The sequence below is a fragment of the Mucilaginibacter xinganensis genome, from assembly GCF_002257585.1.
In the GTDB taxonomy this organism is placed as follows: Bacteria; Bacteroidota; Bacteroidia; order Sphingobacteriales; family Sphingobacteriaceae; genus Mucilaginibacter; species Mucilaginibacter xinganensis.
The window spans coordinates 1,943,703-1,963,403 of record NZ_CP022743.1; the positions used below are offsets into that span (position 1 = coordinate 1,943,703).

At 42.8% G+C, this 19,701-nt stretch carries 16 protein-coding genes, 1 tRNA gene and 1 riboswitch; of the genes, 5 read left to right on the top strand and 12 right to left on the bottom strand.

What is annotated here, in order from left to right; translation table 11 throughout:
* Positions 1 to 107 precede the first annotated feature (107 nt).
* Positions 108 to 2,033, bottom strand: coding sequence for an ABC-F family ATP-binding cassette domain-containing protein (locus tag MuYL_RS08440; RefSeq protein WP_094570117.1), 1,926 nt, complete (start codon positions 2,031 to 2,033; stop codon positions 108 to 110).
* 164 nt (positions 2,034 to 2,197) lie between these two features.
* Positions 2,198 to 2,962, bottom strand: coding sequence for an SGNH/GDSL hydrolase family protein (locus tag MuYL_RS08445; RefSeq protein ID WP_094570118.1), 765 nt, complete (start codon positions 2,960 to 2,962; stop codon positions 2,198 to 2,200).
* A 338-nt stretch (positions 2,963 to 3,300) separates the two neighbouring features.
* On the opposite strand from MuYL_RS08445, the gene MuYL_RS08450 reads away from it, so the two are divergent.
* Complete coding sequence (locus MuYL_RS08450; RefSeq protein WP_094570119.1) at positions 3,301 to 4,341, top strand: quinone-dependent dihydroorotate dehydrogenase; 1,041 nt, start codon at positions 3,301 to 3,303, stop codon at positions 4,339 to 4,341.
* Between the two features lie 128 nt (positions 4,342 to 4,469).
* On the opposite strand, the gene MuYL_RS08455 is transcribed toward MuYL_RS08450, so the two are convergent.
* The 3 genes from MuYL_RS08455 to MuYL_RS08465 form a co-directional block, all read right to left on the bottom strand.
* Positions 4,470 to 4,643, bottom strand: coding sequence for a spore protein (locus MuYL_RS08455; RefSeq protein WP_073405483.1), 174 nt, complete (start codon positions 4,641 to 4,643; stop codon positions 4,470 to 4,472).
* A gap of 33 nt (positions 4,644 to 4,676) precedes the next feature.
* Positions 4,677 to 4,747: transfer RNA gene (locus MuYL_RS08460), tRNA-Cys, on the bottom strand.
* Between the two features lie 31 nt (positions 4,748 to 4,778).
* Positions 4,779 to 5,534, bottom strand: coding sequence for a TrmH family RNA methyltransferase (locus tag MuYL_RS08465; protein ID WP_094570120.1), 756 nt, complete (start codon positions 5,532 to 5,534; stop codon positions 4,779 to 4,781).
* Between MuYL_RS08465 and tamL the strand changes: the two genes are divergently transcribed.
* Both tamL and MuYL_RS08475 read left to right on the top strand, forming a co-directional pair.
* The gene (gene tamL / locus MuYL_RS08470; RefSeq protein WP_094570121.1) at positions 5,525 to 7,921 is read left to right on the top strand and encodes a translocation and assembly module lipoprotein TamL; all 2,397 of its coding nucleotides are present in this window, start codon (positions 5,525 to 5,527) and stop codon (positions 7,919 to 7,921) included. The genes MuYL_RS08465 and tamL overlap by 10 nt on opposite strands.
* A gap of 196 nt (positions 7,922 to 8,117) precedes the next feature.
* On the top strand, positions 8,118 to 9,317 hold the full coding sequence (locus MuYL_RS08475; protein ID WP_170309735.1) for an NHL repeat-containing protein: 1,200 nt from the start codon (positions 8,118 to 8,120) through the stop codon (positions 9,315 to 9,317).
* Positions 9,318 to 9,341: 24 nt separating this feature from the next.
* On the opposite strand, the gene MuYL_RS08480 is transcribed toward MuYL_RS08475, so the two are convergent.
* Positions 9,342 to 9,665, bottom strand: coding sequence for a hypothetical protein (locus MuYL_RS08480; protein ID WP_094570123.1), 324 nt, complete (start codon positions 9,663 to 9,665; stop codon positions 9,342 to 9,344).
* 289 nt (positions 9,666 to 9,954) lie between these two features.
* On the opposite strand from MuYL_RS08480, the gene MuYL_RS23130 reads away from it, so the two are divergent.
* A complete protein-coding gene (locus MuYL_RS23130) occupies positions 9,955 to 10,104 on the top strand; it encodes a hypothetical protein (protein WP_157740701.1) in 150 nt (49 codons plus the stop codon).
* 130 nt (positions 10,105 to 10,234) lie between these two features.
* On the opposite strand, the gene MuYL_RS08485 is transcribed toward MuYL_RS23130, so the two are convergent.
* Complete coding sequence (locus MuYL_RS08485) at positions 10,235 to 10,768, bottom strand: hypothetical protein (protein ID WP_094570124.1); 534 nt, start codon at positions 10,766 to 10,768, stop codon at positions 10,235 to 10,237.
* Positions 10,769 to 10,809: 41 nt separating this feature from the next.
* A complete protein-coding gene (locus MuYL_RS08490; RefSeq protein ID WP_094570125.1) occupies positions 10,810 to 11,307 on the bottom strand; it encodes a TspO/MBR family protein in 498 nt (165 codons plus the stop codon).
* 152 nt (positions 11,308 to 11,459) lie between these two features.
* Here MuYL_RS08490 and MuYL_RS08495 point away from each other — a divergent pair, with 152 nt between their 5' ends.
* Positions 11,460 to 15,407 carry a Pls/PosA family non-ribosomal peptide synthetase gene (locus MuYL_RS08495; RefSeq protein ID WP_094570126.1) on the top strand — a complete coding sequence of 1,316 codons (3,948 nt, stop codon included), beginning with the start codon at positions 11,460 to 11,462 and terminating at the stop codon, positions 15,405 to 15,407.
* Between the two features lie 126 nt (positions 15,408 to 15,533).
* Positions 15,534 to 15,733: riboswitch (SAM riboswitch) on the top strand.
* A gap of 181 nt (positions 15,734 to 15,914) precedes the next feature.
* Here MuYL_RS08495 and MuYL_RS08500 read toward each other — a convergent pair.
* The 4 genes from MuYL_RS08500 to MuYL_RS08515 all read right to left on the bottom strand — a co-directional run bounded on the left by MuYL_RS08500 (position 15,915) and on the right by MuYL_RS08515 (position 19,689).
* Positions 15,915 to 16,760: a transglutaminase-like domain-containing protein gene (locus MuYL_RS08500; RefSeq protein WP_094570127.1), complete on the bottom strand. Its 846-nt coding sequence runs from the start codon at positions 16,758 to 16,760 to the stop codon at positions 15,915 to 15,917.
* A gap of 111 nt (positions 16,761 to 16,871) precedes the next feature.
* Positions 16,872 to 17,591 (bottom strand): peptidase, encoded by a 720-nt coding sequence (locus tag MuYL_RS08505; protein ID WP_094570128.1) that lies wholly within the window; start codon positions 17,589 to 17,591, stop codon positions 16,872 to 16,874.
* 72 nt (positions 17,592 to 17,663) lie between these two features.
* Complete coding sequence (locus MuYL_RS08510; protein WP_094570129.1) at positions 17,664 to 18,407, bottom strand: YdcF family protein; 744 nt, start codon at positions 18,405 to 18,407, stop codon at positions 17,664 to 17,666.
* A gap of 124 nt (positions 18,408 to 18,531) precedes the next feature.
* Positions 18,532 to 19,689, bottom strand: a complete 1,158-nt coding sequence (locus MuYL_RS08515; protein ID WP_157740703.1) for a hypothetical protein — start codon at positions 19,687 to 19,689, stop codon at positions 18,532 to 18,534.
* Positions 19,690 to 19,701 lie beyond the last annotated feature (12 nt).

The following is a 19,701-nucleotide window of genomic DNA, read 5'->3' on the forward strand; positions in this document are numbered from 1 at the left end:
AGCTTGCAATTGCTTTATTCCCCGCAAGGTTATAATTTAAAAGAGTGATTTTTGTCTTCTAAATTATAAATAAATCCGAAATCAAATATTCGAATTCCGAAATCAAATTATGCTTCCAGCTCCATTATTTGCTCGGCCAATGCCTCCCATTTTAATTGGATATGACCAAGCTCCATTTTCTTCTTATCGTAGTTGAGGTTGATCTCTTTCATCTTCACCACATCGTTATACAGCTTTTCATCAGCCAATTGCGCCTCCAGGCTCTTTACCGTTTTCTCAAGCTCAGCAATCTGCTCTTCCATTTTGCCCAAATCCTGATTTAGCTTTTTAAGCTGCTGGTGTTTGTTTTCAGATGGTTGCTGTTTAACGGGTGCCACTTCTTTCTTCTCCTCTTTTTTTGGTTGAGGTACAGGAATAGCTGCCTTAGGCTCCAGTTTACGTTTAGCAAACCAAATATCAAACTCGGCATAGGTGCCCGGGTACTGCTTAATCTGCTGATCTTCAATAAACCAGATCTTGTTCGCGATGTTGTCAAGGAAATACCTGTCGTGCGATACTACGATGAAAGTTCCTTCGAACTGCTGCAATGCCTGGATCAATATATTTACCGATGCAATATCAAGGTGGTTGGTAGGCTCATCCAGTACCAGGAAGTTAGCATCAGCGGTTAATGCTTTGGCTAAAGCCACGCGTGATTTTTCACCACCCGATAATACCTTGATCTTTTTAAATACATCGTCGCCGGTGAACAGGAACGAGCCCAATATGGTACGCAGTTCTGTTTCCGTATGTTTTGGAGCGAATGACTGCAGTTCCTGCAATGCGGTATTTTCCAAATGCAAAGCTTCCAACTGGTGCTGTGCAAAAAACGTTTGCGACACATTGTGGCCTGTTTCTGCCTTGCCGGTAAAATCATGGTCGGCACCTGCAATAATACGCAGCAATGTTGATTTACCTTTACCGTTGGCACCTATCAAAGCAATTTTGTCGCCTTTTTCTATTACAGCCTCTGCACCGGTTAAAATGTCAAGACCGGGGTATTTTTTCACAATATTATCCAGCGTTACTACGTGCCTGCCGGATTGCTTTGAAAAACGGAAAGCGAAGTTTACCGATGGATTATCATCATCCACATCGTCAACCCGTTCCATTTTATCCAGCATTTTAATACGTGACTGCGCCATTTTTGCTTTTGAAGCTTTGGCGCGGAAGCGCTCAATTAAACGCTCTTCCTGCTTTATTTTTGATTGCTGGTTTTTAAATTCGCCGCGTTGAATTTCCTCGCGCTGCGCTTTTTCTTCCAGGTAAAAAGTATAATTGCCCGCATAAACAGTAAGCTTACCCTTACGCGACTCAACTGTACGATTAATTACCTTGTCCAAAAACCACCTGTCATGCGATACGATAACGATAGCACCGTCAAATGCTTTTAAATAATCTTCCAGCCATACAATTGATGGTAAGTCAAGGTGGTTGGTAGGCTCATCCAGTAAAAGGATATCAGGTGCCTGCAGCAGGATCTTGGCCAGCATAACGCGCATGCGCCATCCACCCGAGAAGGTGCTTAGCTTGCGGTGGGTATCAGCTTCGGTAAAGCCTAAACCGGCTAAAATTTCGTGTGCTTTGTACTCAATGTTATAACCGTCAAGCGCTTCAAACTCATGTTGTTTGTCGCTAAGTTTGTGCAGCAGGTCTTCACTGTAATCGGTTTCAAGCTTTTGAAGTATCTTTTCAATTTCATCATGCAGCTGGTTTTGGCGTTCAAAGGCCTCCATGGCTACATGTAGTATGTTTTTATCAGATGAATAGGATAGCAGATCCTGGTTAAGATAGCCCAAAGTAAGGTCCTTAGCCATTGATATGGTACCTGAAGTAGGTTTATAGTCGCCTACAATGATTTTAAGAAGGGTGGTTTTCCCGGTCCCATTGGCGCCGATAAGGCCAATTTTTTCTCCCGGTTTTATATGCCAGTTAGCTTCATCATATAGGGCGCGCGCACCAATCTCGAACGTAAGGTTATTTATAGCTATCATTTGCGCGCAAAGATACGATTTTGAGGCTAGAGATTAGAGTTTAGAGGTTAGGTTTTTGTCGGAAAGCCGTAAAAGTTCAAGGCAAACGAGACATTTAAAGTAATTATCTACCGCAAAGTCCTTCATGTTCTAGATTTTTAGCACTAATTTCTGGTCTCTAATCTCTAATTAACTATCTCCATCCACGTTTTGGCCATCAAGGCTTCGCCTGCTATGCTGGGATGTACGCCATCTAAGGTCCAGTAATTGCCGGGGGCAAGTTCAAGCGCTTTATCAAAAGCAGCCTGGTACGGCACAAAAGCTGTGTTGTACTCATTTGCGATATCCTTTGCCGCTTTCCGGAAAAGGTTAAAGGTGGGATACCACTTATCATCAACTGCTTTAACTCCTTTTACAGCAAACGGCTCGCAGATCACAAATTTCACCTCCGGCAGCGCTTTCCGGGTACGGTCGAGCAAAGTGTGGTAATCGGCAATGTAGTTTTGAATGGTACCTGTATAACCATTGGTTATTGTGTGCCAAAAATCATTTACGCCAATATGGATGCTTAATACAGTTGGTTTCAGGTTAAGGGCATCTGTATCCCAGCGTTCTGCTAACTGGTAAACTTTGTTACCACTGATTCCTTTGTTATAGATCTGCAGGTTGTATTGCGGATATTTGATCAGCAACTGGCCCGACGCCAGCAGAACATAGCCGCTGCCAAGGCTGCCGGTATCGTTCGGGATTGTTTTGCTATGGTCGCGGCCCCAGTCGGTAATGGAGTCGCCCTGGAAAAGGATAATATCATTTTTGTCAATACTGACCTTCTTAATACCATTTTCGGCAACGGCCGCAGCAGCAATTTGCGGCAGGGATAATGCCATTGATGCAAGTGTGCCAACGGCGGCTGTCTTTATAAAACCTCGGCGGGAGTTGTTTGACTTCATAATTGATGGTTTGTAAGCAGTTTATGGTTGATGGTTCACCGTTTTGTGGCCGGATGCATAATCATTAGTTATCGCTAATATAGATAATCATTTAACAAGGCTGAAAATATCTGTAATTTGTTACATGTGTGAAATCCGAAAGTCAGTAAAGACAGGCAGTCCGAAAGAAGGAGTTTTGTTCCGGTTGTTCCACCTGTTCCACATTGTTCCATCGGCCAATTTTTGTTCCAAATGTTTCCCGCGTGCACACTGTTCCGCGGAACAGACTGTAGTTATCTCCCGGAGTTTACTGACTTTCCTGTTTTTGCACTTCCTCCAAAACGCTTACCTTCGCACTCATGTATTCTCTACTCAAACCCATTCTTTTTAAGTTCGATCCTGAAAAGATCCATTACGTGGTAACAGCTAATTTAAAGCGATTGAACCGCTTTCCCGGTGGTGCTGCTTTGAGCAGGGCTATCTGGAACGTCAAGAGCCCAAAGCTGGAGCGGGAAGTGTTTGGTCTCAGGTTTACAAACCCTGTTGGCCTTGCAGCGGGGTTTGATAAAAACGGCGAACTGATGGGTGAAATGGCTAACCTGGGTTTTGGCTTTGTTGAAGTAGGTACAGTTACCCCGTTACCGCAACCGGGTAACCCAAAGCCGAGGATGTTCAGGCTGCCTGAAGATGGCGGGCTAATAAACCGTATGGGGTTCAATAACCTGGGTGTTGATGTGGTTGCCGAACGCCTGGCGGCTTTCCGCAAAACCAAAGCGGGCCAAAAAGAATTGATCATTGGTGGAAACATCGGCAAAAACAAAGTTACACCTAATGAGGAAGCGGTAAGTGATTACATCAAATGTTTTGACCGTTTGTTTGATGTGGTTGATTATTTCGTGGTGAATGTGAGTTCGCCCAATACACCAGGTTTGCGTGCCCTGCAGGAAAAGGAACCGTTGATGGATCTGTTAAATACCCTGCAAAAACGGAACTCGAAAAATGGCATCAGCAGGCCCATTCTATTAAAAATAGCCCCAGACTTAACTGATGAGCAGCTGGACGATATTATTGAAATAGTACAGCAAACCGGCATTGCAGGAATTATAGCAACCAATACTACCATCAGCAGGAAGGGGTTAGCATCAAGCGATGAATTGAAGAATGAAACCGGTGGGTTAAGCGGTGTGCCATTAAGCAAACGCTCAACCGAGGTGATCAGTTATTTGCACAGAAAATCAAACGGAGCATTCCCTATTATAGGAGTGGGAGGCATTCATTCTGCAGAGGATGCTATTGAGAAACTGAATGCGGGAGCAGCATTGGTGCAGTTGTACACCGGGTTTATTTACGAGGGACCGGCATTGATCGGGCGGATAAATAAAAGGATAATTTCGATGTAAATCCGGCAGGGATGCGATGTTTCGTGTTTCCGCTTATCAGCTTTTATCCCACAAAAAATCCCATCGGTTTACACCAACAGGATCTTAAATATTATTCAAAATAAATAGTTTTCCCTTAAAAAGAGAGATTATTTACCTGCTGCAATCAATAAAGCTGCATTGTTTTTTGCGATCTGGCTGTCTTTCTTTTCAGCGCTGCGGCTTCCTGGTTCAAGGTTTGTAGCCAGCTTCAAAAATTGTACTTCTAAACGTGAAGTAGTTTTGTTTTTCCTATCTTTTCTTTTTAAACGAGTAACGCCCATGATGGTATTATTTTAATGTTTTTAAATCCTTCGAGGTCGGGAGCGGATTCGAACCGCTGTAAAAGGTTTTGCAGACCTCTGCCTAGCCACTCGGCCACCCGACCAAAATTTCAAGGTTGCAAAAATAGTAATTATTTATTGGCTGCCAAGTTTATTTCTGCTTATTTCTGAACAAAATAATGCAGTAGCTATCCCAACGTTAAGGGATTCAGCTTTTCCGGTGCGTGGTATGGTTACCGCCTTGCTTATTAAGCGCTCAATATCAGGCCTTAAGCCCTTGCCTTCGTTGCCCATTACTATCAATCCCTCAGTTCCAAAACGCGTTTTGTAAATGCTTTCGCCATTTAGCATAGCTCCAAAAACAGGCAGTCCAATTTGCGGCAAAACTTCGGCTATATTAGCATAGTATACATTAATGCGTGATAGCGACCCCATGCTTGCCTGTACAACTTTTGGGTTGTAAGCATCAACTGTATCGTTTGAGCAGATGATGTTATCGATACCAAACCAGTCGGCGGTACGGATGATGGTACCCATGTTGCCGGGATCTTGAATGCCATCTAAAACTAATGAGAACTTTTGTTTAAGCTTTTGGTTATTAAGCGGTGGGTGAACCGGTATTTTGACAAGAGCGATAACTTCCTGCGGAGTTTTTAAACTGCTTATTTTTTCAATATCTGTAACAGAAATATTATATAAGTTTATTTTTTGGGATAAATTGAGCATTTTTGGCTCAAATGAAGCTGTATGATAAATACCTTCAATTTTGTAGGAAGAATTAATGAATTCAATAACCGATTTGTATCCTTCAACCAAAAACAGGCCGTTTTCTTTACGTTCGTTTTTGTGCTGGAGTGATTTTAGTAAACTGATTTGAGACTTTGAGAGCATATATAAAACCTAATGGTTACCGCCTTGCAATATTAAGTATTTTGCTGCTCTTTATAGGGAGCGGATGCAGTTTAACGCGCAGGCTTAAGGATAACGAGGCTTTGGTACGTAAAATAACCATTAAGGGGGTTGATAAAGAGTTTGCTGATGCGGCTGTTTTATATGTTGATAAAGAGCAGCAACCCAATAATGTTATAAACCTGCAATTTTATTACCTGTTCAGCAAAAATGGCAAGCGCGACATAGGCGAAGCACCTGCTATACTTGATAGTAACCTTGTTGAGTTTTCCCGTGTGCAGATTGAGCGCTTTTTACAGAATAAGGGTTATTTAAAAGCGAAAGTTGCAGATTCCATTATTATAAAAAAGAAAAAGGCCACACTGTTATTTTCGGCGGTGGAAGGGCCCCTGTTCAGGATCCGGAAGCTGCAGGATAGCATAGCAGATAAAAAAGTACAGGATCTTTACCGCGTTAATCGCCCCCGCTTTTCGCACGTTCAACCCGGTGGAAGGTTTGATACCGATAGCCTCGCTTTTGACAGGGATGAGTTTTACCAGATAATGAAACGTAACGGCTATTACGATTTTTACCGGCAGTATATCAATTTTGAATATGATTCAACGTTCCGTAGCAGCGTTGTTGATATTAAAATGACTATTGATAACCCTGCAGGCCGTGCTTCTCATCCTGTTTACACTATTAACAATACCCTGGTAACCGTGGCTAAGAGTAATGGGCGTGCAGTTGGTAAGGCTGATACTATACAGGTTGATTCCCAGTTTAGGTTTGTAGATTTTTCCGGCAGGTTTAATCCGCATGCCGTTACCGATTATATTTTTCAGAAAAAAGGGCAGATCTATAATATCGACCAGCAAACATTGACGACCTCGCGTTTATCAGAGCTAAATGTGTTCCGAAACGTGCCCAACCCAACCTATACAAAGTTGCCCGATAGTACCAACCGGCTCGATACGAAAATTGATATAACGCCGCTTAAACAGTTTAGCGACAGGGTTGAGGGCGAATTTCTGTTTAACGGCGGTCGTTTTGGCTACAATCTCGGGAATACTTTTACTGACAGAAACGTATTTAACAATGCGGCTATCCTGCAAATAAAAACTAACTGGAGCGTTTTGTTTGACAATAATAACAATACCATAAACCAGGCGGCAGTGCAAAACCAGGATCTTCGTATTGGTGCGAATCTTATTTATCCGCGTATAATAGCCCCGTTTGATTTTCCCTTACCGGGTAAGTATGGTGTGCCTCATACCACGTTTTCAACCAACTACCAGCTTTTTTATCAAAAGGGACTGGTATCGCGTCAAAGTTTTATTAACTCCATAACATACGATTTTTTTGAAACCGGGCGTAAACTACATACTATAACACCCATTGATATTGAGTTTTCCAGGGGCACTATTGATCCTGCAGCGCAGGTTGAATTGCTGAAAAAAAACCTTTATGCCTATAGTTACCTCATAGGGCGCACCATCTTTACTTCGGGCAGCCAATATACTTTTCAATATAATGCTATTGAATTAAACTCATATAAGAACTTTATTTATTTTAGGGGAAGCCTGGATGTTGGTGGTAACAGCTTAAGTCTGCTGAGTAAAGTGCTCAATACTAAACGTGACACAGCAGGTAAGAGAACCTTTTTGGGTTATCCGTTTGCACAATATGGTAAAACTGAGGTTGACCTCCGTATTTACAAAACACTTGGAGGCGAGCGCCAGTTTATATTTCGCATAAACCCAGGCTTCGGCATCCCTTATGGCAACAGCGATGATCAGCACTGGATTTTTGAGAAAGAATTTTATGCAGGTGGCGCCAATGATATGCGGGCATGGTTGCCGCGTACGCTTGGCCCGGGTAAATTTAACCGTGCTACCTTTTACGGTGCACCCGGACCTGACAGCGATCACCCTTCCAGCGGTGATTTACTGCGCAGCAAGTTGAAATATCTTGATGAATTTGGAGAAATTAAAATTATTGCCAATGCAGAATATCGTTATAAGCTCGCCGATAACTTTTTTGGTGCAAAATTAAAAGGAGCTGTTTTTATTGATGCCGGTAACGTGTGGCGACTGAAAAGACAAGCGGACCAACCGGACGTTGAATTCAGGCTGAATAATATTTTACCATCAACTGCTATGGATATTGGTACAGGTTTACGGTTCGATCTTGCATTCTTTGTATTCAGGCTGGATGCAGCATTTAAATTTAAGGATCCGCAGTTTACGGGTTCCGATTCATGGGTGTTGGTACGGCACTTCAATGAGCTTTTTAACGCCGGATCATTTAAAAATAACTACAAAATTGCCAATAGCGGCGACACTTATAACTTTATGCAACTTAACTTCGGCATTGGAATGCCATTTTAACCGGGCAACAACTGTACAAAAAGCGATGCCTGCGGTGGGGCGCTATAAAATTGGTCTCTTTTTCAGCGTTAACTCTTTCCAAATCAATAGGTGCGTAAAATCAAATACAGGCTGCACAGCTGCATTATTGATCAGTAGGGTTGTTTGAGGGTAATTGAGCTGATAAATAATGAACAAATTCCCTACATTTATATCAATGAAATTTGGGTCCTCTAAACACCAGCTTAATATCTTTTTATTGTTGATGATAGCCGGCTTTTTTGTCGCCTGCAAACGCGAGCTTATTCCCAACCGCCAGGTTGCTGATACTACTACGCATAGCAAGCCCGATACGTCAGGAAATGGAGGAGGCGTTGTTGTGGATACCCTGCCATCGTTTTACAGCCCCGCCGGCGTAGCTGTTGATGCCGGGGGTAATATTTATGTAGCCGATTACGGCAATAACCTGATTCGCAAGATTACCGCCGCCGGAGTGGTGAGCACATTGGCGGGAAACGGTTCACAGGGGTACATCAACGCCCCGGGCACGCTGGCTGCTTTTAACCAGCCTACGGGTATAGCTGTTGATGCAGCAGGCAATGTTTATGTTGGTGATGCAGGAAATGACCGCATCCGCAAAATTACCCCGGCGGGAACAGTAAGCTCGCTGGCCGGAAGTGATAGCACAGGTTTTGCCGACGGACCCGACACCACTGCTTCATTTTTTCATCCCGAAGGTATCTCCCTTGATGCTGCGGGTAACGTTTATGTGGCTGATGCAGGTAATAACCTTATCCGTAAAGTTACACCTAACGGAACTGTGAGTACTCTTGCAGGAAACGGGACGGATGTAAGCCAGGGAGGAATCTTCAATAACCCTACCGGGGTAGCTGCGGATGCATCGGGAAATGTTTACGTTGCTAATTACATTAACAATAATATACTCATAGTAACGCCTTCAGGGCTAATAAACACCTTTGCAGGAAGCGGTAACGCCGGTTCGGCAAATGGTACAGGCAGCTCGGCTACTTTTTATTTCCCCAATAGTTTGGCTGTTGATGCTTCCGGCAATGTTTATGTGGCTGATGGGATCAATAACCTGGTGCGTAAAATAACGCCCGCAGGCGTTGTTACCACCTTTGCGGGCAATGGTACCGCCGGCGCTGTTGATGGTGCCGCAGCAAAAGCCTCATTCAACGGACCGGCCGGATTAGCGGTTGATGCCGCCGGGAACGTGTATGTGGCTGACTCGAACAATAATATGATTCGTAAAATAACCCAGGCCGGGATAGTTACCACCATTGCAGGCAGTGGTTCATCCGGTGCGATTAACGGGCAGGCGGCTGTGAGGCGTAACCCTAAAATAATCAGGACGGCACTTAAGAAACAATTGCCTGTATTTTATAAAGTTAAATAGCGTATGATTGGCCGGAGCGGCAAGTTAAGCTTTGGCTATAAAACCTGCAGCCTGAGTTTGTTCCTCCGGGCTGAGCAGATCGCCGGTGTATATCCACGCAGACTGATCATCGAAAACGATCTTCCCTAAATAATCAGGATTATCATCATCAGGGAGGACATTATTTGTAATGGTTGTTTCAAGGGGTTCCGTAAATAACGCCGATTCGTCACCAAAAGAATCTTTATAGATCTTGTAAGTGCCGTTAGGATGTAATCCTTTTTCGTTTTTTTCTAAAACAGGTTCAATTATAATTTTTCTTTCTGTGCCATCTGTTTGCACAAGGCTAATCTGCAGCGGGTTGATCATTGCTTTTTTAATTGATGTTGATAATACAGGCAGAACAATAGTTTGTTTTACCGTAAAACTCAAATTTGCATTCCCGGCGCCGGTGTTTAAAGCTGAATAACTACGGTATTTACCTCAATTAACAGGTAATAGTTTGTTAATGCCGCCAAAAATATGCTTTCTGCATACTAAACAATACACTTATTAAATTATCATTATATGATATTTAATTAATTTTAGAAATAGTTTAAGTTTTAGAGATTATGGCATCATATTTATATAAATGAGGTAACAAACTAAAATTACCACCATGAAAAACATAACATCAACCAAAACAAACATCCTTTTAAAGGCACTTGATATTGAACTGAAGTTACTTCTTGAAAAAGATCTGGAGAACTTTAGAATGATGCAGGCCAAAAATAAAACAGCACGCACAAGCCAGCAAATAGCAGCCTGATTAACCGACTGGATAAATACAAAATCCTGCTTAATAACAGGGTTTTACAGCATAAAAAAGTTTTCTTTTCAAATGGGTCGTTCGGGTCGTACCGGGCGGCTTTTTTTATTTTATCCTGATGCCTGACAGGCTAAAATATCCCTTTCAACCCGTCAATTATGCTTTGAAAAAATGTTGGAATGCTTAAGTTATTATGGTAATTAAAGTACATAAAAATGCAGAAGATGATGATGGCAATAATTATGAACCTTTTAAACATGTAGGCCAGTAAAACCAGCCCGCATGGAATAGCGAGCAGCAATACCCAGCTTATGTGAAAAGGGCTTAACTTATCATCGTGCTTATAAATATAATATAGAATACTGTGTGTTCCCTTATCGTTTCGGTGCCGGGCATATATAAAGGTCGATTTGTCAATCTTGTGGCGATAAAAGGCTGTACCCTTGTCAAACTTTAGCTGCTCCTCAAAACCGTTCATGGTAAAAGTAAACAGCCCAGTAACATTTTCCTGTATCACGTTAGCGGTATCAGTGGCTATTACCGCAACTTCATTTTTCGCAAAGGGATTTTCTTTAATTACAAAATGATTGATAGCAATTGTATCAGCAAAAGTGAAGTGTGCTGAAATGGCCAGCAGGAAAAAAATAAGTAATAATTTCTTCATTATCATAAAGCAGTTTTGTGGTATAAAAGTAGCATTTTAAGCTATTGGTTAAGCAAATAAATACTTAAATTAAGCAGGCTTGCAAAGCTTACCCAAAGCAAATAAGGTACAAGCAACCATGCAGCAATTTTACTGAATTTAGCAAACCATCTTATGTTTAGTATAATGGCCGCCCACATCAGCAGGATAACAAACACGGCAGGTAAAATGCCGTGCAACCCAAAAAAAACTATCGACCATGAGAAATTTAGCAGTAATTGCACAGCATAGATAGTTGCTGCTGTTTTATAGCTAACAGATCCATCCCTGCGCTGCCAAACCAGGTAGGCCGCAATGGCTATCATAATATATAAGGCAGTCCAAACCGGGGCAAACAACCATGCCGGCGGGTTGAACGATGGTTTATTAAGGGTGCTGTACCACCCCGCAATTTGAGGCCTTGTAAATAATGAGGCTACAAAACCAATGGCCAGGGTAATAAATAAACTGGTTATAAATGGGAATAAACGGAACTTTTTAACTTCGGCTACTGTGCTCATATACCTGCTTTAACAACTATTATATCAACCTGTTTTTTATTGTAAATATATGGTTAAACTATTTCATATTTATTTCATCAAAATGCTGTAAACATTGTTTACTATTGAGTATTGACGGCGCATCCGCTCATGCTTTGGAATACCCCCTTTATATGAACCATTTAAGTATTATCCTCGGTGCTCACCGCCCCGACCTTATCAAAGAAGAAACATTACCGGCCTTATTCAAGACTTCGGCAATTGAATTCTCAAACAAAAAAGCCCTGACCTTTCATGATGACTCGTTAACCTATGGAGAGCTGGATCATTGGAGCAACGAAGTTGCTTTATATCTTTCAAAAAAAGGGATAGGACGGGGGCATAGTGTGGGCGTTTGGTGGCAGCGGGGCCTGGAACTGCACACCATTATATTGGGGATAGTTAAAGCAGGGGCTGCCTACGTGCCGGTTGACAGGGAGATTCCCGCAGAACGGGTTGAGGTAATAATGCAGGAAGTTGGTGCCTCGGCTTGTTTTAGCCTGCAACAACTAAACGTGGCCTGCGAAATGCTCACCATACCCGAAAAACCAGTTGCGGAAAACCGGGAAACGATTAACATGAGCCAGGTTACCGGACCGTTGCCTACAGATTTTGCTTACGTGCTGTATACCTCTGGTAGTACGGGTAAACCGAAAGGCATTCCTATTACTCACGCACAGATCTGCCACCTGGTGCGGTCAGAGCAAACCATTTTGCAAATTAATGCCAATGATAAAGTTTACCAGGGTTTTTCAGTTTCGTTTGACATGTGGTGCGAAGAAACCTGGATCAGCTATTTTGCCGGCGCTACTTTGTGGGTTGCCGACAACACTACCTCAAAAGCAATTGATGAGTTAAGCTATACGCTAAAAAAAGAAAATATTACGGTATTGCATGCCGTGCCGAGCCTACTTGCGGTTATGGACGATAGTTTGCCGCTCTTAAGACTGGTTAATGCCGGCGGTGAAGCCTGCACCCCTCAGGTACTGGCCAAATGGTCAAAAGAAGGGATGCGTTTTTTTAACAGTTATGGCCCTACAGAAACTACCGTTACCGCAACCATGGCGCAGCTGGGCCCGCATGATCATATAGTAATAGGGCAGCCGTTACCTAACTATAACCTGGCAGTTGTTGACGAAGGTTTGAACCTGGTACCCGTTGGCGAAGCTGGCGAATTAGTGATAACGGGGCCGGGAGTGGCCAACGGTTATGTTAAATTGCCACAGCTTACCAGGGAGAAATTTGTACCAAAACCATCATCGCTAACTGAAATGCCCGGCGACACGGTTTATCGCACGGGCGATATTGCTATAATCAATGAAAACGGTACCGTTGATATGCAAGGGCGTATTGACGACCAGATAAAACTTCGCGGCTACAGGATTGAACTTGGCGAGATTGAAACAAAGTTGAATGAAATTGCCGGGGTGCGCTCCGCAGCGGTAGCTGTAAAAAAGGATTTTGCCGGTACCGAGCATTTGGTTGGTTATGTAGTTACGGAAGGCCTTGCCTGTATTGATGAAGGTGTTTTCCGGATGGAACTTTCAAAAGGGCTGCCTTCCTATATGGTTCCGTCAACCATAATGGTGCTGCCAGAAATGCCGCGGATGCCAAGCGGGAAGATCAATCGTAAAGCACTGCCGGTGCCACCGCTGTTATCAGCCGACGAAGGCGGATCGGGAACACTGGACCTCAATGCCCCGGTGGCAGACAGGATTTTAAGCGTCCTGCACCGGATCTTCCCCAACAGAACGATTGATCCGTCAATGGATTTCTTTACCGATCTTGGCGGCCATTCTTTACTGGCGGCCGGTTTTGTATCACAGTTAAGGCGCGATGCCGGATTACCTAATGCATCGCTTAAGGATGTTTACATCAACAGGCCGGTTAGCAATCTGATTGAAGTTTGGAGTGCAAAACAGGAAGAAAGCAATAAGCCTAAACGGGTTTTTAACAAGATTCCCCTGCTAAGACATATCGCCTGCTGGTTGGCACAAACTATTGCCTTGCTGGTTATTTATGGCCTTTTTGCTTTCCAGATCTTTATTCCATACCTGGGGTATTATTATGTTGACCAGGAAACGGGCAATGTACTTTATTCCATCATTACTTCATTGCTGTTATTCTCGCTGATCCCGCCCATTTTTACAGTGGTGTGTTTAGCCAGCAAATGGCTTATCATAGGAAAAATGAAAGCGGGCGACTATCCGCTTTGGGGTAGCTACTATTTCAGGTGGTGGCTGGTAAAAACAATGCAGCGCTTATTGCCGGCCCAGTTTTTAAACGGAACCCCGTTATACCCGGTGTACCTGCGTTTACTGGGCGTTAAAATAGCCGCTGATGCACAGATTAGTGATTTTGCTTTCGGGGCCGAGGATTTGATAACCATTGGCAGCGATGTAAGTATAAGTTCGCAAACCAATTTGAACAACGCCTTTGTTGAAGATGGTATGTTAAAACTCCGCACCATAACCCTTGGCGACCATGCTTATATCGGTAGCAGTGCCATTATATCAGGGGGAAGCGTAATGGAGCCATGGAGTGAGTTACAGGATCTGAGCTGTCTGCAGCCAGGCAAAACAATAGCCGTGGGTGAAGTATGGCAGGGGAGCCCTGCGCAGTTTAAAGAAAAAAAGAGTATTGATGAGTTGCCGCATCCCTTACCTGTATCAAATTTTACGCGCCGCAAGTATAAGCTGATCTTCACGATGTTTATCATGATCTTCCCGTTCATTATCCTGCTGCCTTTGCTGCCAACCATTATTGCCATAAATAAGCTGGATAACGCCGCCGGCGACTATGATTTTACCTACCTGGTGAATGCGCCATTGCTCGCTATAGTTTATATTGCCTTGTTTGCAGCTGAGACCATTTTACTGACCCGTTTATTACAAAGGAATATAAAGCCGGGCAAATATTCAATTTATAGCATGTTTTATGTGCGTAAGTGGTTTATTGACCAGTTGATGTCATTAAGCCTTATTGTTTTGCACCCCATTTATGCAACAATTTACGTCGCCGGCTTTTTCAGGGCGTTGGGTGCTAAAATTGGGAGGGATACAGAGATATCAACCGCAAGCAGTGTTACGCACCAGTTGCTTGAAATTGGCGATGGCGCTTTTGTTGCTGATGCAGTTACGCTTGGCGAAGCTGATGTTCGTGCACAGCAGCTGATTCTTGATAAAACGATTATTGACAGTAATAGCTTTGTGGGTAACAGCGCGCTGATCCCGCAGGGGTATCATTTAAATGGCAATATGCTGATAGGTGTGCTATCAACCCCTCCGGATCAGCAGCAAATGGCAGCAAGCGAAGCAAAGGATTGGTTTGGTTCACCGGCAATACCATTGCCGCGCAGGCAGGAGAGTAACCCTTTCCCCCCTGAGTTAACTATTCACCCTAAACCGCTCCGTAAAATTGCGAGGGGATTTGTTGAATTCATAAGGATCATACTGCCGGAGAGCACCATTATTTGCTGCTCCATCTTGTTTATAGCCTACGGGCACGACCTGGTGGTTGACGAGCCTTTGTGGAAGATCATCCTGTATTTTCCGTTTTATTACCTGTTTTTTATGGGTATCCCTGCTTTCCTGATTACTGTTTTATTAAAATGGTGCTTTATTGGAAAGTATAAGCCCAAACAAAGGCCAATGTGGAGCTGGGCGGTATGGCGAAGCGAGGCTATCACGTCTACATACGAGGCGCTGTCTATTCCCTTTTTATTGGAATACCTTCAGGGTACACCCTGGCTACCGCTATTAATGCGCCTGCTTGGGGTTAAAATGGGCAAACGGGTGTTTATGAATACTACCGACATTACCGAATTTGATATGGTTACGATTTGTGACGATGCCGCTTTGAACGCCGACTGCGGCCCGCAAACGCATCTGTTTGAAGACAGGGTGATGAAAGTTGGCTCCGTGAAAATAGGGGCAAGGAGCAGTATTGGTGCAGGTACTATTATTTTGTATGACAGCGAACTTGGAGACGATACCAACATAGAAGCGTTGTCTTTGGTGATGAAGGGTGAACGTTTATCGCCGGGTACCGACTGGACAGGTAGCCCCGTTAAACCCGCCTGAAACTTTTTTTTAAAATTATCTGTTTGATTTTAAGTTATTTATAAATTAATTTAATATATTATATAATGTCTATAGGATTTATAGAATTAATACGTATGTTTGCATCATCAAATCGTTCTTTATTTTCGCTTATCCAGAAAGACTGAGGGAAAAGGCCCTGTGAAGTCTTAGCAACCTGTATTTAGAGCAAAGTCTAAAGTCATGAGTCCCGAGTCAAAAAAAATTAAAACAGCAAATTTTAATAAAGACTTAAGATTGTAAACTCAAGACTATAGACTCGATAAAAGGTGCTAACTCCTGCTCCGCCCTGCGGAGAAAGATAGGTTATCCAGTTCCTCCGGTCCTCTGATAAGTGATTAAATAGTTTTTTTTTAAAAAGTCGCGTGACCGAGAGGATAGGCTGGAGTCTGCAAAACCCCACACGGCAGTTCGAATCTGCCCGCGACGTCTAATTACCTGGTAGTCGTTTAAAAACTTTTTTTTAATTACTGTTAAATGCCTTGGTGCTTATAAATAAGTGAGCCCCCGTAGTTGGGTTGGATGGTAATAAAATGGCGTAAATCCGTCTTCGGCCAATTCGCAGCTTACCAGCATCGAAGTAAAATTAACATTACCGAAAATATTGGCTATCGCAGTATCTGCCGCATCACGGCCTGAGGCAATTTTAATTAACCCATTAAGCGGCACCAGGCCGGTGGCGTCAAACAAAACCCAGTCATTACCCAGGTATGCCTCAAAGCAGGCGTGGAAATCTGCCGGTTGTAGCTGGTAAGCATATCCTGTAAAGTAGCGTGCCGGAATGGTAAGCGCCCGGCATAGCGCGATGCCTAAATGGGCAAAATCCCGGCACACACCCTGCTGTTGCGTAACGGTATCATAAGCAGAGGTTTGTGCGTTGGTTGATCCGCTCAGGTATTGTACATTTTTATTGATCCATCCGGTAAGGTTCATCACCTTTTCAAAAGGGTTCATAATATGACCAAACAGGTTGTTAGCAAGGCGGTACAACTTATCGCTTTGGCAATAGCGGCTCGGATATAAATAAGGTAAAATAGTACTGTCCATCTGCGCAATTGGGATCTCAACCAGGTTGGTGTAATCCTTCACTTCGCAGTAATTATCAATCGTCGCCTTATAGGATACTTTTATAGATGAGTTTTCGGCAATTTCGAACCTAAAGACGCGGTTGTCACTCTGTTGCGATACCAGTTCTTCCACCTTAATATAAGGATCTATTACAAATTCTTCACTAATTACTGTTTGCCGCGGCGTTCGCAGTGCATGGATATTTAGTATCAATGTACCTGCCGACGCAGCGGTATATTCCATTTCAGTAAGTACATTCAATTTCATACTGTGATTGTAAGCGTTGTGAAAACAGTGTTTTTATGGGTTAAACGTTATTAAATTTGGGGGATTTTGTCACCGGCTGCGTTTAACTAATGCAACGCTAACGTCGTCCAACTAATCTAACTTATTAAATGCATCATCCATCCAGTCCTCCGATATATTTTCAAGGGCAGTTTTTAGTTCTTCGGCCCATTGTGTTGAAATATATTCAAGGTCCTTTTTTTCATATCTTTTTTCAATAATATGAAAACTGTCTTTGCGGTAAAGCGCAACATCTATAGGAAAGTCAACATTGTTTGAACTTACCCTTGTTGAATCAAAAGATAAAAACCCGGTTTTTAGAGACAGCTTTAAACTGGAATTTTCATCAAGAATTCGGTTCAATATCGCTTTTCCATGGCCCGAATTACCAATTACGACGTAGGGGGCTCCCTGTCCCAGCTCAACCCAGTTGCCTTCGGGGTATAAAAGGAACAGCTTATGTTCCTCATCATCCGCAAGCTGCCCGCCAATAATTGTATTCAGGTCAAACTTAAAACCTGCCTTTTCAAGCGCTGCCTTATCTTCGTTGGCCACCCTTTTAACCTGTTCGCCAAAAGCGTTAACCGCCTTATATAACTTATTATATTCATTGGTTTCCAGCAATTCATTAAAATAAATAAGCGCCTTATCTCTTACAGACCGCAATCCGCTGGTCATAATAAAAAGCGAAAATTTATCCTTTTGTTCTATCGTGATTTTCTTTTTTATAGTTGTATCTGTTCCTGAAGTAATGCGCGTATCTGCAATGGCAAGTAAGCCTTCCTTAACCTTTATTCCTAAGCAATAAGTCATTTTGTAATATATGGATGAACAATGATTTTTAAAGGGGCAAATTAGTTAAATAACAGGTATAAGCCCATGTTGCTATTTAAAATAATTTACTGCGGTGCCAACTACTTCTTTGATATAAAACTCCCAGCGGTACAACGGTTCGGAACTCGGGATAAACTCATCTAACGAAAAATCAGCCTTCGAAACTAAAAAATTGCATGGATAAGGGATAACCTCAGTTTTTTGTTTTTCAAAAATGCCTAATGATCTGCGCATGTGAAAAGCTGAAGTCACTAGTAAATAGGGTGGAGACAGGTGCTTTTGAGCTAACAGCACCTTTGAAAAAGCAGCGTTTTCAATTGTATTGCGGCTCTTGTCCTCAACTATTATGCAGCTGTCCGGAACTTTTAATTGCTGTAGTTGGGTTTTAACCCATGCACTTTCTCTAAAAACACCCGGCATTAAAAATCCATTTCCACCCGAAATAAGGATATGTGATACTTTGCCGGTTGTGATTAATTTCAGACCCTGGATAAACCGATCGGCTGATCCGTTAAAAAAACCGTTCCCGTTTGCATCACCGCCGGAAAATCCTCCTAAAACTATCGCACAACTATATACAGGTTTTGTTAGCGGTACGGGCTTAATATCCCAACTGTTAGCAAATCTGTTAAATAAGAATGGGTTGGAAAATATGAATAGCAACGCCGCAGAAGTTATAAAAAAACGGCGCTTAAGCAGCGGTTTCTTTACTATCAACGCTGCAAGCAAAAAAGCGACTACCCACGTAAATGGTAAAATAAAAATCAACAGTACCTTAGAGAGAATAAAAAACATATCACCTTAATTTGTGATAAAAATAGAGTTTTTTACTGTTGACGGATGGCATAATTATATTTCAATACAAAAGCAAACCGGGGCTGGCCCAATTTGCTTTTATAGTAGTGGAAATGCTTTTAGATTAAAACCCGGTTTCTTTTAGCTTGATATAGTCATCAAGCGTGCGGATATTGCTGAGCCCTTTCGCTTTTGTTTTTTGAATGTAGGCAACTGTTACACCATGGTCCTTAAGTTCCTGCGCCTGATCAAGCGAAAGCTCTTTAAATCCCTGTGACTGCACGCCTTTAATAAATTCGGGGCTCACACCATGATCTTTTAGCTCCTGCGCTTTTTCCAGCGTAATGTTTTTATAGCCCATGTTTTGAATGCTGTTAATAAACTCGGGGCTTACACCATGATCCCTCAAATCCTGGGCTCTGTCAAGCGTAACGTTTTTGTAACCCATGTTTTGGAGGCTGCTGATATATTTAACGCTCACACCATGATCCCTCAAGTCCTGCGCTTTTTCAAGCGAAATACTCCCATATCCCATTTTCTTAAATTCGCCAATAAACTCGGCATTAACGCCGTGATCGCGAAGCTCCAGCGCCTGGTCAAGCGGGATTTTCTTAAAGCCTATCTGATGAACGCTATTCACAAAGCCCGCATTAACGCCATGCTCCCGCAGCTCCACTATCTTGTCTATCGGTTGGTGCCCGTAGCCCTCAGTTTTAAAAAGTTCAAAATAGTCGGCCAGTACTTTATGGTTAAGGTTTTGCTCGGCCAGGTCTTTTAGCTGGCTATTTGTAATTTCTGCATACCCATTGGCTTTCATATAATCGAAATAACCTCTGTTGATATCAGTAAAAAAGATATCGATCATCAACTGTTTATCAAGGCCTTTATATCCGCGCGCTGCTAAATCGTTTTTGAAAGTGGTATTTTCCTCAAAGATGTAGCTGCCATGCCCGAAACCACTTTCAAAAACTCCTCTAAAAGTCATCTTTCCCGCTTCCCGGGTAAGTGTGAAAGTTCCGGTTTTTCCCACAGGCAGGGTTCCAAGTTCAGTTACAGGGAAATTTCTGCCGAAGCTCCAGTGTGCGCCATAAAACGGGATATTTACCTGGTCGCCTTTGATTACAGCATCCCATGTGCCCGGCGTGTGGTTGCTGTAAAAACCGCCGCTAATTTCATCATCCTCATCTTTTTCAGCCTTTGCCTTTTGCTGCGAGAACGAGTTGCCAGAAAATGCTGCCATTAGAACAACGACAGCTAAAAAAGTTAAAATATTTTTTTTCATGATAAGTGAGGG